This window comes from candidate division KSB1 bacterium (assembly GCA_034506255.1).
GTDB lineage: Bacteria > Zhuqueibacterota > Zhuqueibacteria > Zhuqueibacterales > Zhuqueibacteraceae > Coneutiohabitans > Coneutiohabitans thermophilus.
In genome coordinates this window covers 304,726-318,893 of sequence record JAPDPX010000007.1, presented here as the reverse complement: position 1 = coordinate 318,893, position 14,168 = coordinate 304,726, and the positions used below count along the sequence as shown (strand labels likewise).

At 60.6% G+C, this 14,168-nt stretch carries 10 protein-coding genes; 2 read left to right on the top strand and 8 right to left on the bottom strand.

Translation table 11 applies throughout. From position 1 onward, the window contains the following. Nucleotides 1–57 precede the first annotated feature (57 nt). The 3 genes from ONB52_16105 to ONB52_16095 all read right to left on the bottom strand — a co-directional run bounded on the left by ONB52_16105 (nt 58) and on the right by ONB52_16095 (nt 6,342). The gene (locus ONB52_16105) at nt 58–2,268 is read right to left on the bottom strand and encodes a LysM peptidoglycan-binding domain-containing protein (protein MDZ7417661.1); all 2,211 of its coding nucleotides are present in this window, start codon (nt 2,266–2,268) and stop codon (nt 58–60) included. Between the two features lie 494 nt (nt 2,269–2,762). Further along, nucleotides 2,763–4,472 carry a glycoside hydrolase family 3 protein gene (locus ONB52_16100; GenBank protein MDZ7417660.1) on the bottom strand — a complete coding sequence of 570 codons (1,710 nt, stop codon included), beginning with the start codon at nt 4,470–4,472 and terminating at the stop codon, nt 2,763–2,765. A 49-nt stretch (nt 4,473–4,521) separates the two neighbouring features. Continuing rightward, the gene (locus ONB52_16095) at nt 4,522–6,342 is read right to left on the bottom strand and encodes a hypothetical protein (GenBank protein ID MDZ7417659.1); all 1,821 of its coding nucleotides are present in this window, start codon (nt 6,340–6,342) and stop codon (nt 4,522–4,524) included. Nucleotides 6,343–6,580: 238 nt separating this feature from the next. Here ONB52_16095 and ONB52_16090 point away from each other — a divergent pair, with 238 nt between their 5' ends. Both ONB52_16090 and ONB52_16085 read left to right on the top strand, forming a co-directional pair. Continuing rightward, nucleotides 6,581–8,959, top strand: a complete 2,379-nt coding sequence (locus ONB52_16090) for a prolyl oligopeptidase family serine peptidase (protein ID MDZ7417658.1) — start codon at nt 6,581–6,583, stop codon at nt 8,957–8,959. Nucleotides 8,960–8,971: 12 nt separating this feature from the next. After that, the gene (locus ONB52_16085; GenBank protein ID MDZ7417657.1) at nt 8,972–9,517 is read left to right on the top strand and encodes a hypothetical protein; all 546 of its coding nucleotides are present in this window, start codon (nt 8,972–8,974) and stop codon (nt 9,515–9,517) included. Between the two features lie 211 nt (nt 9,518–9,728). Here ONB52_16085 and ONB52_16080 read toward each other — a convergent pair whose 3' ends face one another. From ONB52_16080 to ONB52_16060, 5 genes are all read right to left on the bottom strand, one after another. Further along, nucleotides 9,729–10,364: a hypothetical protein gene (locus ONB52_16080; GenBank protein MDZ7417656.1), complete on the bottom strand. Its 636-nt coding sequence runs from the start codon at nt 10,362–10,364 to the stop codon at nt 9,729–9,731. Between the two features lie 44 nt (nt 10,365–10,408). Beyond that, a complete protein-coding gene (locus tag ONB52_16075; GenBank protein MDZ7417655.1) occupies nt 10,409–11,731 on the bottom strand; it encodes a PKD domain-containing protein in 1,323 nt (440 codons plus the stop codon). Next, on the bottom strand, nt 11,706–12,626 hold the full coding sequence (locus ONB52_16070; GenBank protein MDZ7417654.1) for a hypothetical protein: 921 nt from the start codon (nt 12,624–12,626) through the stop codon (nt 11,706–11,708). Before ONB52_16070 ends, ONB52_16075 begins: the two co-directional genes overlap by 26 nt. 83 nt (nt 12,627–12,709) lie before the next feature. Continuing rightward, complete coding sequence (locus ONB52_16065; GenBank protein ID MDZ7417653.1) at nt 12,710–13,558, bottom strand: DUF4138 domain-containing protein; 849 nt, start codon at nt 13,556–13,558, stop codon at nt 12,710–12,712. Continuing rightward, the gene (locus ONB52_16060) at nt 13,555–14,133 is read right to left on the bottom strand and encodes a hypothetical protein (GenBank protein ID MDZ7417652.1); all 579 of its coding nucleotides are present in this window, start codon (nt 14,131–14,133) and stop codon (nt 13,555–13,557) included. The genes ONB52_16065 and ONB52_16060 overlap by 4 nt, the downstream gene beginning before the upstream one ends. Between the last annotated feature and the right edge of the window lie 35 nt (nt 14,134–14,168).

Here is a 14,168-nt window from a genome sequence, read left to right as displayed (position 1 = left end):
GCCAGCGGCAAGGGAAATCACGCGGGCCGTTGCTGTTTGGATGATTGAGAATCCTGGTTATTCCTGAATCGGCGGGGTGGCTGCCGGATTGATGCTCACCACCGACGGAATTTTCAACTCATCGTTCAGATTGAGATTGTAAAGATCGAGGTCGGGATTGTACATCGCCACCAGCCAGACCGGCACCTGATAAATCTCGTTGCAAATCTTCCAGATGGTTTCGCCGCGTTTCAGACGGTGTGTCTGCACACTGTCAACTTTGTAGGTCGAGAAAAAATCTTCCTCGATGCTGCGGTGATATTCATTGCGCCGGCGCTCGAACTCCGTGGCCGATACGCGGGCATAGGACAGCCGAATCCGCTGGCCGATGCGAATGTCTTCACTGTAGCGCAAACCGTTGAGCGCCCGCAGCCGCTGCGTCGGAATCTCCAGCCAGGTGGCGTAATGGCCGAGCGTCTCCTCCGGCTCGACTTTGATCCACAGGGAATCTTTGGAGGTGCGCAAGCGCGGGGGAATCGACCTGGTCATGGTCTCGTTGCGCACCGGTGCAGGCAGCGTGACCGCCGCCACCTCCACCGGTTTTGACGCGCTTGCTTCACTTTCATAGGTCACGATCGACTCGCGTTCGGCGCGGGGTAAATCAGCGCGTTGCACGGCATAGGACTGGCGAATCGCTTCGGGCGTCAGCTCGATTCTGGTATCGATCGCATTCTTGATCAGGGCCCCATCTGCCAGAGTGCGGTTGTTGTCAGCTGCCAGCGTCGGTTCGGCAAGTGTGGCAGGCGCGGCTTTGCTCGCTGTCTTTTGGTCCGCAACCGCCGCCGGGGGAGGAGGCGGAATGACAGGGGGCGGCATCTTGCTCTCCGCATGCGCCATCACGGCCGGTTCCGCAGCGGGAGGAGCGGTTGCCACCGCCGGCGCCGCCGCAGGGGCTTTGCCCTCGGGAATCCGCAAAACCAGTCCCACGGCAAGTTTGCTGCGCAAGCTCAGATTGTTGCTTTCCGCCAGCAGTTGCGGGGTGGTATTGAATTTTCGCGCAATGGCATAAAGGTTGTCGCCCTTCTGCACCCGATACCACTCTGATTCCACCTGGGAATCATAGGTGGCATTGGGATTGATTTTGGCGGCCAGCAGGGTGGCATCTGTGCCGAGGCGGTCGGGCAGTCGCAGCTTGTAGCCGCGCGGAATGCGGCGTTGCGAGTTCAACACCGGCGGCCGCAAGCCGGAGTTCAACTCGGCAAACTCCTCCAGCGTCACGTTGTAGATCTTGAGAATGTCCCTCACCGTAACGAAGCGATCCAGTTCGATCTCCACGAATTCGGCGGGCACGTGATAGTCGATTGGCCCGAAGTAGGTTTTGGCATTCTTGACCACCTCCAGGGCCGCCAGAAATTCTGCGTAGAAATTTCGCGAGGCAAAACCGAAGCTGCGGCTTTGATAGCTGGTGTAAATCCTGCCGAAATCCGTGCCAAATTGTGCCTTGGCGCGTTTCATGCCCTGCAAGCCGTGATTGTAGGCCGTGATGGCCAGCGGCCACGACCCCAGCTCGCTGTAATTGAGTTTGAGCAATTTGGCCGCCGCCTCGGTGGCGCGCAGCGGATCGAGACGCTCGTCGATGTCATAGTCGATCCTCATGAACAGCCGGCCGGTGTAACGGGTGAATTGCCACAGGCCGGCGGCACCGACTTTGGAGTAGGCTTTGTAATTGAAGGAAGACTCAACGTGCGGCAGCACTGCCAGCTCGCGCGGCAGGCCGTGTTCCGCCAAAATCTTTTCGATGAAATCCAGATACAACCCGGAACGTTGCATGCCGAGCAGAAAGCGATCCTTCAGGCCGAGCTGGCCGCGAATGGAATTGGCAGCCGTGCGCAAGCGCTCGGGGTCCGCCTCTGCGCCATAAATTTCCAGCACCCGTTTCGCGCGCGCACCGGGATTGGTGAGGTCCAACCGCCGATCAGCCAGGGCAGTGAGAATACTTCTGTATTCGTCCTTGATCGCCTCGATTTTGCGCCACTCCTGGCGGTAGGCATATTCACCCTGGCTGTTGTCGATATCGACGATCTCATAGATGATGGAAAGATCGTTGATGTCGTGTATCAGCACCTGGTTTGTCGGATAAACGGCATAAACCTTTTTCCAGAATTCGACATTATTCCGAATCTCTTCCGGCATCGGAAAAAGGTGTGCAGTTTCGTTGGATTGTGCCTGCGGGGCATCCAGCCAGACTCCCAACCACAGCAATGCGATGGTCAATCCTGTTTTCAGCATGCGACCCCTCAACAAGTTGATCTCCTTACCGCCTTTTTCCTGTCATCACTGCGTTGCGCATGGGCATGAACAGCATCCACTTCGTTGAAGTGCCGAAAATATTGAAACCACGACTGAAATCCAAATTTTTCCTGCTCTGTTGCCTATTTTTATCGTCCAACCGCCTGGTTCGCAGAGCCCCACGTTGCAGAAATTTTGCAACCGTTGCGGAAAGGTCACAATCGGCGTGGACATCGCTGCCGATTAACGCCGCGGCGACTGTTCGGTTCAAATTCTCCGCGATCAGGCAGGCATGGGGGGGGAGAGCAACGCCCCGGTGCCGCTCGCACCCGGTTCCTCGTGATACCTCACCTTGCCCCAGGGCGGTGACGGGGCGGGAAACCTGAAACGTGCATTGATTGGCGGAACGATAGGGGGAATCGGAAATCTTTTCGGCACCGTCGTTTGCCGGTTCTGCCAGGTTGACCCCGGCAGCCGATCATCACAACCAGCGGCTACCAGTGCCGTTCCAGGCCGTGGCCGAAGCCAAACCGGCCGGGAATGGTCACCGGCAGTTTGCCGGTGATGGCTGCTTCGCCCAACAGAGCCCGCGCCATGGCGCCCTCCATCAATTGGCTGCCGCCGTAGGCACACAGGCTGGCAGCCATTGGGGGGAGATGTGCGAACATGTAAGGATCACCCAAAGAGAGGGCAATCACCGGTTTTTGCCCGTCGCGCGCCGCCTGCAAGAATTGATGCGCCTGCGGCGGCAATTGCAGCTCGCCCTTCCAGGCTCCCATGGTGAGAAAGGCCTCAAACACCACCACCTCCGCCTGCCGGCAGGCGGTGAGCGCTTGCGCCAGCCTGGCTTCACTCATTTCAGCGGACAAACGAAAGGTGTCCACCACGTGGCCGGCTGCTGCCAGCCGGCTGTTGAGATATTCGCCCTCCGTTGCCAGCGCAGAGTTGGACACCACGCCCACCGCCAACTTCAGGGAGGGATGGGTGCGCAGCGGCAGAATCCGGGCATCATCCTCCAGCAAAGTGATGGCGGCGCTTGCTGCTTGTTGCGCCAGCTCCTGCGCCGCACGGGTTTGCACCACCTCCGCCAGCTCTTCAATCGCGACCGTGCGCTGCAGATGCAAACCCAGGCCGGCCTTGGCGGCCAGCACACGCCGGGCCGCGCTTTCGACCTGTGTGAGCGGCAATTCTCCGTGTTGCACTGCCTGCACCAGCCGGCGATGGGCGGCGTCAATATCTGCCGGAATCAACAGCATGTCCACGCCCGCTTGTGCGGCGAGTAGCGCCGCCTCCCCGGCCGAATAGTAATCGCTGATACCCTGCATCGTCAGGGCATCGCTCACGACCAATCCTTCAAATCGCAACTGTTGTCGCAGCAGGCCGGTCACGATGGGGGGCGACAGCGTTGCGGGTCGGCAGGTGGCATCGATCCTGGGCAGGGCAATGTGTGCGGTCATCGCCGCTTTCACGCCGGCTTGGATCGCCGCTTTGAACGGCATCAATTCGACCGCCTGCAGGCGCGCGGCATCAAAATCCAATACCGGCAGCGTGACATGCGTATCCATGTCGGTATCGCCCTGGCCGGGAAAGTGCTTCATGGTGGCAATCAACCCGGCAGCCTGGCAACCGGAGAGGTAGGCAACACCCAGACGGGCGACGAGTTGGGGCTCTTCTCCGAAGGCGCGCACGTTGATGATCGGGTTGCGCGGATTGTTGCTGAGATCGAGCACGGGCGAGTTTGTCCAATGGATGCCGGCGGCGCGCGCTTCCCGGCCGGTGAGCCGGCCGATCTCGTAGGCGAGCGCTGTGCTGCGCGTGGCGCCAATGGCCATCATGCGCGGGAATTCCGTGCCACCGCCGGAGAGATACGCCGGCAAATCCGGCGCGCGGCCGCGCGCCCGGCGCCAGGGAGAGGGAAAGAGCGCGCCGGTTTCCATATCGGCATTTACCAGCAGCGGCACCCTGGCCAGCCGCTGCAGTTCGTTGGTGATCAGTGCCACTTCCAGCAAGCCGCCACCCGCGAGTATGATGCCGCCGATGTGCAACTCGCGCAGCAGGCGGACGATGCGCCGCCAATTCTCATGGTCATGGTTGGTGAAGACGGCGGCAAAGTCGGCAAGCAACATCTGTCCGACTTTTTCCTCCAGACTCATGTGGGCGAGGGTGGACTCAACCCATTGCGCGGCATTTCCGGTCGAATTCATGGGGTCTCTTGGTTGGTGAGGGCTGGGTTGGGCGGGGCGACAGCAGGAATCAGACTTCGTCTTGTTCGAAATCGCGCAGGCGCTTTTTGAGATCGTTCAATTGCTCGATCAGGCCGGCGATTTCGGGCGCGGGTGATGGTTCATTTTGCCAGTAGGCTTTGCCCAATTCCTCCAGCAGGCGCGGCCGCAGGGCATTGGCAGCACGCGCTTCGTTCTTGAGCTGCTCGATCAGAAAGGGCACATCCACCTCCGGTCTCGCCGCGGACTCCAGTCCCTCTTTCTCCAGATCATGCTCATATTGCCGTTTCTGCTGATGCAGATTTTCCAGCTCGAGGCGGCGGCGCTCCAGCTCGGCAATTACTCCGGTAATGCGCAGCTTGATGGGCTCGAGATCATCATGTTCGTAGCGTTCGGCACAGGTCTTCCAGAACTCTTCGCCCACCGCTTCCGCGGCGGCTTGCAGGCGCCGGGCATCGGTGCTGTTTTGCGTGCGCAGTGCCAGGATTTCCATCTGCCGTTTGGATTTGTCCAGCACGCTGCCGCTCGCCGCCTCCAGCCGGGCGATTTCGTTTTCGCGATCGCTGATGACGACCTGATACTGCAGCGCCTTCTCGAAAATTTGTTTCAGAACGGCATCCGTGCCGAGGTGGGGCTGCAGGCACTTGAACGCCGTGCGGCCGAGCTCGCGATAATGCGTCTCCAGGGCGCGGGTGGCATTTTCGCGTTTCTGCTCCGCCGCGGCGATCGCGGCCACGGTTTTTTCCCAGGCCAGCTTGGCCAGATTCAAACGGCTGATCTTGCTTTCCAGATCGGTGGCAGCCTGGCGGTTGCGCTGCAATTTCAAAAAGGCGCGGCTGATGCTGTCGGCCTCGCCGGCCGGCGGCTGCACGCTCATGGCATCATACACCAGGTTGCCGATCTCGCGCTGCAGCCGGCGTTCCTCCTCCTTGCCCTCGGAGAATTGCTGAATCTCGCGAAAGCTGGGCAGCAGCTCGCGTTCATATTTGCGGTGCAGTTCGAGGTCCGCGTACAAATCCGGAAAACGCTCGCACCCGAAGGCCACCAATTCAGCGAGCCGCCGCAGCAAGCCCGGCTGCGCCGTCAGGATTGCGTTGCACCACTCGGCAAGGCGGTGGCGTTGTTCCAAAGGCTGGCGCTCGATTTGGCCGGAGTTGACACGGCCAGCGAGGGCGCCAGCGCACATTGTCTTCATCGCCTCCACCGCATCAATCAGGGACAGGCCCAGGCCCAACCCCAGGCGATCCGCCGTCAGATGCGTGAGACTGCAGTAATAGTTGACCACCGCCCAGCTCAGGGGATTGCAGCGCGCCACCAACACCAACAAACGGGTGATTGGCCAGCTTTGCCGGCGCAGCCACTGCAATGCCAGCATCCGGCTGACGAGCCAGATCAACTGGCCGATCTGCGGCCGGCCGATCATTGCCGCCACCTGCGCCTGGCTCAACACCAGCACGCGCTGCCCGCCGGTGGCCTGCCAGCGCGGAGGCCTCGCCTCCGCCGTAACGTAAATCGCAAAGTCTGCGATGCCCGGCAGCGCGCGCGCCACGGCATGGTGGATGTAATGGATTTCAGGGAAGTTCTCCTCGCTGACCCGCACCGCACCGGTCTGCAGCCGGGCATAACGCAGACGCAGCATCAACCACACGATCACACCGGCCGGCAGCAGACTGGTGTAAACCGCCGCCAACACCCGCGGAAAGGCAAGGGTGAGCGCCAGCCAACCCGCCAGCGTGAGCACGCCCAGGACAACGCTGAGGCGATGAAACAGGTGCGCGCGGGGATGGTGAAATGTTTGTGCTTCGATGCCGCGGTTGACGATGATCTTGGCGGGGAGAAACTTGCGTGACATTCTCGCTCCGATTCGTCACGGCGGCCTTGCAAATGATGTGTTTTTTCGCAAGGTTCAATGCCGTTTTGCACAAGATGATACAAAACACGCTTTCCCTTGTCAAGCTGTTTGTCAACACCTGCTCACGGTGTGACCTTCGCGTTTGCACCGGTTCGCATTGCGGCCGCCTGCCACCCAGTCCGGCAAAACCATGACCCGCTCACGAGGGCACCAGACAAAAATTTTTCGGAGGCACAAGATGCACGGCTCGCGCATCTGTTTGCTCATCATCTGCTGGCTGATCAACTGCCCGGCGCAGACAGTCACAACTTCCCCGCCACCTCTCAGTGTCAGTTGGATCATGCAGGAGGCCCACGGACTGCAGGGCTGGCCCAAGCAGCCCTTTTGGTCGGAGGACGGGCAGACGCTCTACTTCTGGTGGAATCCCGAGCGCGCCCCCGCGGATTCGCTTTATCAGGTCAGCCGATCCGGCGGAACGCCGGAGAAAGTACCGGCGGCAGCCTGCCGGCATTTGCCCTCGCCCACGGGCGTGTACAATCGCAGCTACACCCGCAAGGTTTTCGAGCGCGAGGGGGACATCTTTCTGCACGATATCACGGCCGGGCGCATTCTGGCGGTGACCAACACCACCACGACGGAAAGCGCCCCGCGTTTCTCCTTTCAAGAAGATGCCGTGATCTATGTGGCCGATCGCAACCTTTTCGCCTGGGAGATCGCCTCCGGCCGCACCACCCAGCTCACGGATTTCCGCGCCGGCACGGCGCCGGAGAAAAAAGAACAGAAGAGTGAGGCACAAAAGTATCTGGCAGCGCAGGAGCTGCGTTTGCTGCAAACGCTGCGCGCGCGCAAGGAGCGGCGTGAACAGGCCGAAGCGCGCAACCGGCTGACGGGCCTGGCGCGGCCCAAAACCATTTACCTCGGTGAGGCCATCCCGCAACAGCTTCAGCTTTCACCCGATGGCCGTTTCGTCACGCTCGTGCTGCAACAGCCGGCAAAAAATCAGGAGGTGGCGATCGTGCCGAACTACATCACCGAAACCGGCTTCACCGGCGAGATTCGCACGCGCGAAAAAGTCGGTGAGGCCCAGGCGACCTATCATCTCGCCCTCTGGGAAACCACCGCGGACACGCTGTGCCTGGTGAAGCCTGACAGCCTGCCTGAAATCACCGCCATCCGCGAGTTCACCACGCGGCCGAGCGCCGATTCTGCTTTGGCCAAAAACCGCAAACCCCGGCCGGTGATGTGGCATGGCCCGTTTTGGAATGCCGCCGGCACTGCCGCATTTGTGGTGGTCACTGCGATGGACAACAAGGATCGCTGGATCGCCGGGTTGTCGCTGCCCGCCGGCACGCTGCGGCCGCTCGACCACCAATATGATGCGGCGTGGATTGGCGGGCCGGGCATTCCGGGGCGCTGGTCGGCCGGCGCGGTCGGCTGGATGCCCGATCATGAACGCATCTGGTTTTGCTCGGAAGCCACCGGTTATTCCCATCTCTACACGGTGCATTACAAGACCGGCCGGCGGCAGGCACTCACGCAGGGCCCTTTCGAAATTTATTCACCCTTCCTCTCCCGCGACCGGAAAAACTGGTATTTCACCAGCAATGAAGTCCATCCCGGCGAGCGCCATTTCTACACCATGCCGCTCAACGGCGGCCAACGCACACGCCTGACGGCGATGACGGGCCATCATGAGGTGCTGCTCTCTCCGGATGAAAAAATGCTGGCCGTGCGCTTCTCAACAGCGTCGCAACCGTGGGAGCTTTTTCTGCAGCCCAATCAACCCGGCGCCACGGCGCAGCGACTGACCTTTTCCCCCAGCGCAGCGTTCAATCGCTATCCCTGGCGCACACCGGAATTCATCACCTACCCCGCCCGTGACGGCCGCCAGGTTCATGCCCGGCTTTACCGGCCGGCGCATCCCAACGGGGCCGCGGTCATTTTCGTGCACGGCGCCGGCTACTTGCAAAACGCGCATAAGGGCTGGTCCAGCTATTTTCGCGAATACCTGTTTCACAACCTGCTCGCCGATTTGGGCTATACCGTGCTCGATCCGGATTATCGTGCCAGCGCCGGCTATGGCCGCGAGTGGCGCACCGCCATCTATCGTCACATGGGCGGCAAGGACCTGGACGACGTGATTGATGGGGCCGCCTATCTTGTCAAAGACCTGGGGATGGAGGCCGGGCGCCTGGGCATCTACGGCGGCAGTTATGGCGGCTTCCTCACTCTGATGGCGATGTTTACCGCACCAGCAACCTTCGCCGCCGGCGCCGCGCTGCGTCCGGTGACCGACTGGGCGCATTACAACCACGGCTACACCGCCAACATTCTCAACATCCCCGTCGCCGACACGCTCGCCTATCGGCGCAGCTCACCAATTCACTTCGCCGAAGGTTTGCAGGGCGCCCTGTTGATCTGCCACGGCATGGTTGATGTCAACGTCCATTTTCAAGACACCGTGCGCCTGGTGCAACGATTGATCGAATTGGGCAAGGAGAATTGGGAAGTGGCGATCTATCCGATGGAGGATCACGCCTTCCAGGAAGTCAGTGCGTGGACGGATGAATACAAGCGGATTTTGAAACTGTTCGAAGAAAACCTGGGCGGGAAATAAGGAGGGAGGAAAGTGAGCGAGGGCGGTGCGGCTGGTGCCTTTCGGCCTGATCAATTCTTCCGCAGCAAGTGCCGCTGCCACACCGGCGAAAATATCGCACACGGACAGCTCGAAGCCGGGCAGCTTTTCCAGTGCGCCCGGCCATCACGCTGGCTGCACGTGCCCTCCGGCTTGCAAACCCGGAGGGCACGCACGCTGGCACTGATCAACCAGACCATTTTCCCCCGGTTTGCGGATATGCTTCGACCTTCACCATTGGCGTGTCGAAACTGTTCTCCACTGGTGGAATTTCGACGGCTCGGGCCGGGGCCATGGCGCGATAACGCTGCCAATTTCCCGCAAGCTGTTCAGTGCGGATGGCAGTCAAAGTCGGGGCGCGTGGCGCTCTGGCCTGTTCCGGTCAAAATCTGCGATGGGCAAGACACCGACAATGCCGGCTGGATGGGGCAGTATCGGCCGCTCGAGCTCTCCGGCAGCAACATTCGTCCGCTGCTCGATGGCAAAAGCTGCGCGGTCCGCCCATGCCGCCGGAAATTGGTCTTGATGAAAATAGAGTGATTGTCACGCCGCGCCCGGCTTCCATCAAAATTACCACGAACATACCGTAGCGCAGGCTTCCAGCCTGCCTGCAGACATTGTCATCGTAATGGGTGTGCAAATGCACATGGCAAATTCCTGAATTTTGGATTTTCTTTTTGCCACTTTCGCAGGCTGGTTCACCAACACCGCACTAAAATCGCGAGGCCGGGGAGGCAGGCGTTGTTTTCCCTCAAAACACCAGCGCCAAACCGACGGTTGGAATGTGCACGAACTCATACAGGCCGCTGAAGCGCAGGTAAAGCACATCATAGTCGAACACCAGCGCCAGCCGGCTGCCCTGAATGAACAGCTCGCCCTGCAGGCCGCCGGCGAAATTGATCTTGGTCTCGGTGTGCTTTTGGTCGAGGCTGTTGCGCGCGCGCAGATGATAGGCGCCGCCACCCAGGCTGCCGTTGACGAAAAGCCGCTGCAGATGCAGCAGGTGGTATTGCAACTGCAGATTCACATTGTAGACTTTGGAGCGCACCTGGTCGCGGCCCAGGTCGAACTTGTCGCCGATGTAAAGCGCGAACAGTTTGAACTGCTGGCGCCGGCTCATCTGGTTGGCATAGGTCAATTTGGCGGTGCGGCCGTATTGCAGCGCCAGCGCGTTCGAATGAATGGTGTGAAAATACTTGCTCGGCTGCGCACGGCCCGCCGCCGGCAGGCACAGCAGCAGCGCAACAATCACCGGCAGAAAGCACCGGGGGGTGGGAACGCGCAACGCCCCGCGCGCCCGCAACACCGGCGGCATGAGCGGCGCGGCCGGCCGCGCGCTTGTGACCGGACGATTTTTCAGCATTGCACCACCATGAAAGCTCATCATGCTTGTCCTCTCCTCATGCGGGTTGCCTGATCGGCGGGAGCCGGTCAATTGCAGGGGATTTTAACTTGTTTGATCACCTCGCCGGTCACATTGCGGTTTCGCACCCGCAGTTGCACGGGATACTCTCCACTCCGGGCATAGCTGTGGCGCACCGTTGACAGCGTGGCGCCGCTCTCCATGGTGCCGTCGCCAAAATCCCACTCATAGTTGTCGATCGCATCATTCGGCGGCGCGTTGGGATCGTAGCTGGTCGAAATGAACGTGACGTTGCCAAGATCACAATCGCGCCAGATGAAATCCGCCACCGGCGGCGTGACGACGGTTACCGGCACCGTCTCACTGCTGGTGGCGCCCACGTTGTCCCGCACGGTCAGGCGCACGACATACGGCGAGTTGGGCGGGCTGTCGCGCAAATAGGTGTAGGAGCCGCTGTCCGCCTGCGAGCTGCCGCCATCCCCAAAGGTGATGTCATATGCGACGATCTCGCCGTCGCCATCACGGCTGCCCCGGGCATTGTAAATGATCGTCAGCGGCGCGCTGCCGACGGTGGGGGTGACGCTCAACGCCGCCACCGGCGGTTGATTGAAAGTGGTCACCACCCGGTCCAGACTGTCCGCTGCGCCCTCCTCATCCCTGATGATCAGTCGCACGGTGTACGAACCCGAGCGCAAATAATCATGATGGATGGTGCTCGAACGCGAAGTCACCCGGCTGCTGTTGTCGCCGAACGACCACACATAGGCGCTGATGGTGCCGTCGCGGTCGGTGCTGCTGCTGGCATCAAAGTCAACCCCGTAAGGCGGATTTTGCTGGCCGCCGAGCTGCACACGAAAGCGCACCAGCGGCTTCAGATTCTCAAAGAAGGTGGTGGACGCCAGCTTGACTTCGGAATCCTTCACCCCGTCGCTGATCTGCAGTTGCAAATCCACGATGCCGGATTTCGCCGGGATCAGAAAAATTTCATCATTGAGCTGCGGGGGCACATCGAAAGACAGCCCATCCGCGCCCGGATTGCTGAAGTGGGTGCTCACCAGCCGGCCGCTGCCCGCCAGAAATTTGAAGCTGGCGCGCAGCGGGCGGTTCTTGTTCCGCAATTCCGCATCTTCGTATTGCAGCGCGATGGCATAGGCCTCGCCTGCCCGGTATTTCAACGAATCGCCGCTGGCCCGCAGCCGCGCATCCGGCAGCGTCACATCCGGCTTGAAGGCAAAATTGCGAATCACCGGTGCCGTGTTGCCGGCTGAAAACGGATCCTTGTGCGATTCACACGACCACAGGCTGCCGAGTGCCAGCAAGCCTGCCGCCACCAGCGCCAGCCCGTGACCGCTTTGCACACGGCGTTCAGAAAATGTTGGTAATCTGCGCATAGAACTCCAAACCCTCCTCCAAGGTGGTGACTTCCTGATTGAACGGCGTAACTTCCTGATCGGCAGCGTAGCGTCCGACAATGGGAATGCCGGAGGCCAGGCTGCGCAATTCGTCCAAAACCACTTTGCGGGTTTTGTCATCGAGCGGGGTGTAGGGAATGCCGGGCAGCCGCTTGAGATCATAGGCGCGGCCGCTGCAGGAGCGTGTCACGCCATTGATGCGTATTTCCCGAAATTGGATCTCCACCCGGTTGTTTTGCAAGGTCGCCACACCCAGCAATTGCGCCCGCCGCGGAATCTCGATGCTGCCCCAGCGGCCCTCGCTGATCACCCGCGCCAGCACCAGGCTGTTGTTCGTCACCGGCGTCTGATCCGGCAACATGACCTTGAGCAAAACCGACTGCAGGCCCAGCGCACTCGTGGTCGAAAGTTGATTCGACTCCAGCGTGCTGTGCACGATCATGCTGCGGCCGCTGGCCGGCACGGGCAGTGGGGCGCTGGGAAATTCCTGCGTGGCGGGCGCGGCCGCAGGCGCGGTTCGTTTTGCCGCTGCGGCGGCCGGTGGCGTTTGCCCGCGTTGCGGGGCCGGCACCTCGGTGCGTTCCTCCGGCCGGCTTGTCGGGATGATGGCCGGCGGCTCACTGGGTTTGTAGTAATCGCCCAGGGAAATCGTATCGAGCTTGATGATGTCATAGTTGAGCTGCTGTTGCGGCAGCTTTGGCCGCGCCGCAAACGGCGTCACCAGCTTCGGCTTGCTCGCGGCATTGCGCTGATAGAGCGCCAGCACGAACAGCACGAATATGATGAAACCCGCCACGCTCGCCAGCATCGCCATCTGCGGCTTCAGCCGGCGCCGGCCCTGGCGGGTCTCGAAAAATATTCTTTCCAGATTCACCGTATCTCTCCACTGGGTATTTTTCACCGCCTGATGTTGCCGTCGCGCACCGCGGCCCATGACCTGGCGGCACGCTTGCCGGCTTATTCGACAAATGATCCGGGCACCCGCAGCACCAGATCACGCCGGCCGCTCTCCTCGGTGCATTTGATCTCGATATCGCTGCGGTCGCTGAAACCGTGCTTGTCGAAGACGAACAGCATACGCGTGCTGCTGTTCGGCTCGACGCGCGCGGTATAGGCCTCCTGCAGCGGCTCCAGCTCCTCTTCCTTGACCCGTTTTTTGAAGAACAACAGCGAGCGCGCATTTTCGACCAGACGAAAACGCACGAAACCGATGTCATAGGGAATGCGTGAATTGTTCACCAGCGTGCCGATCACGAACAGCTTTTCCTCGATCATCGCCATGTGATCGACCGCGAAGATCACGCCCGAGTTGACCATGCTGTAGGTATATGGTCGCGGCGTCTTGAGATAGGAGGCCAGCAGCGCCCGGCTCTTCGGCGAGAGGTCTTTCAAGTTCGGCGATTTCGCCGCGGCACTTTTCGCCGCCGCGTTTCCCGTTGCTTCGCCGGGGTGCGAGCTGCCGTTTTTGCCCCCGGCGGGCATGCTCGCGGCCGGCGCCGTGGGTTGCAGCCGCACCTCCAAATCCGGCCGGTCGGAAACTTGCAACAGCAAATTGTAGGAGTCCGGCCCCGCCTTGATGAACATGTTCGTGCTGCCCTGGCTGACCACCGGCTTGACCAGGATGTAATTGCCCGCGCTTTGGGTGGTGAACTGCTCGGGATTGCCCACGGTCACCAGCTCCGGCGGCACCGGGCACACGATCACCGTGGCAAAACCCGGCTTGACGCGCACCGCGCTCGGTGCCTGCGCGGTTGCAGCCTGCGCCAGCAGGCACAGCACGGCGGCAAAAAAATTGAGCGTTTTCATGTTTTTTCTTGTGTGTAATTGATGATGCGAAGGCCAAAAGGATTCGATTCCGTGCGATTGACGACATTGATGGTCAGGGTGAAGCGCAGGGGAATCGGCGGCTGGCCGGGAAAGACCTGCTGGCCCGCAACATACGCGCTGAACGGATCGCCCTGCGACACCCGGATCTCCTCGACATTGAACTTCACCGTGCCCGGCGTGTTCTGCACGATTTTGGGAATCTCCGAAGTTTTGATGGTGTTGTACATCAACACCTCCAGCTCGGTCGAACACATCTGCAGCGCGGTTTTGATGTGCTCGTTGAAATTCTCGCGGTTGAATTCCAGCAGATTTTTGGCAAAGGTCAGGGCAAACTGCCGCACCTCATGCACCGAGCGCGCCTCGCCGTAGGGCGTGGTGGCATAGGCATAGCCCTCCTTGACCAGAAACGTCTGCACCGGCCGCGTGAAACCCAAATAGGCCAGGAAAGCCAATCCGAGATTCACGCCCACCAGCAGCAGCACCAGTCGCTTGAGAAAAATGTTGCTCTTGATCAGCTCGCCATAGAATTCGTAATACTCGGGAGTGGGACGCATGGCGCATCTCGAAGAATTGGATGACTGAAAGCGTG

Excerpts from the sequence above, each read along its gene's own strand:
- ONB52_16065 (MDZ7417653.1), bottom strand. The coding sequence starts at position 13,558 with ATGAAAACGCTCAATTTTTTTGCCGCCGTGCTGTGCCTGCTGGCGCAG.
- ONB52_16105 (MDZ7417661.1), bottom strand. The coding sequence starts at position 2,268 with ATGCTGAAAACAGGATTGACCATCGCATTGCTGTGGTTGGGAGTCTGG.
- ONB52_16080 (MDZ7417656.1), bottom strand. The coding sequence starts at position 10,364 with ATGATGAGCTTTCATGGTGGTGCAATGCTGAAAAATCGTCCGGTCACA.
- ONB52_16090 (MDZ7417658.1), top strand. The coding sequence starts at position 6,581 with ATGCACGGCTCGCGCATCTGTTTGCTCATCATCTGCTGGCTGATCAAC.
- ONB52_16060 (MDZ7417652.1), bottom strand. The coding sequence starts at position 14,133 with ATGCGTCCCACTCCCGAGTATTACGAATTCTATGGCGAGCTGATCAAG.
- ONB52_16075 (MDZ7417655.1), bottom strand. The coding sequence starts at position 11,731 with ATGCGCAGATTACCAACATTTTCTGAACGCCGTGTGCAAAGCGGTCAC.
- ONB52_16100 (MDZ7417660.1), bottom strand. The coding sequence starts at position 4,472 with ATGAATTCGACCGGAAATGCCGCGCAATGGGTTGAGTCCACCCTCGCC.
- ONB52_16095 (MDZ7417659.1), bottom strand. The coding sequence starts at position 6,342 with ATGTCACGCAAGTTTCTCCCCGCCAAGATCATCGTCAACCGCGGCATC.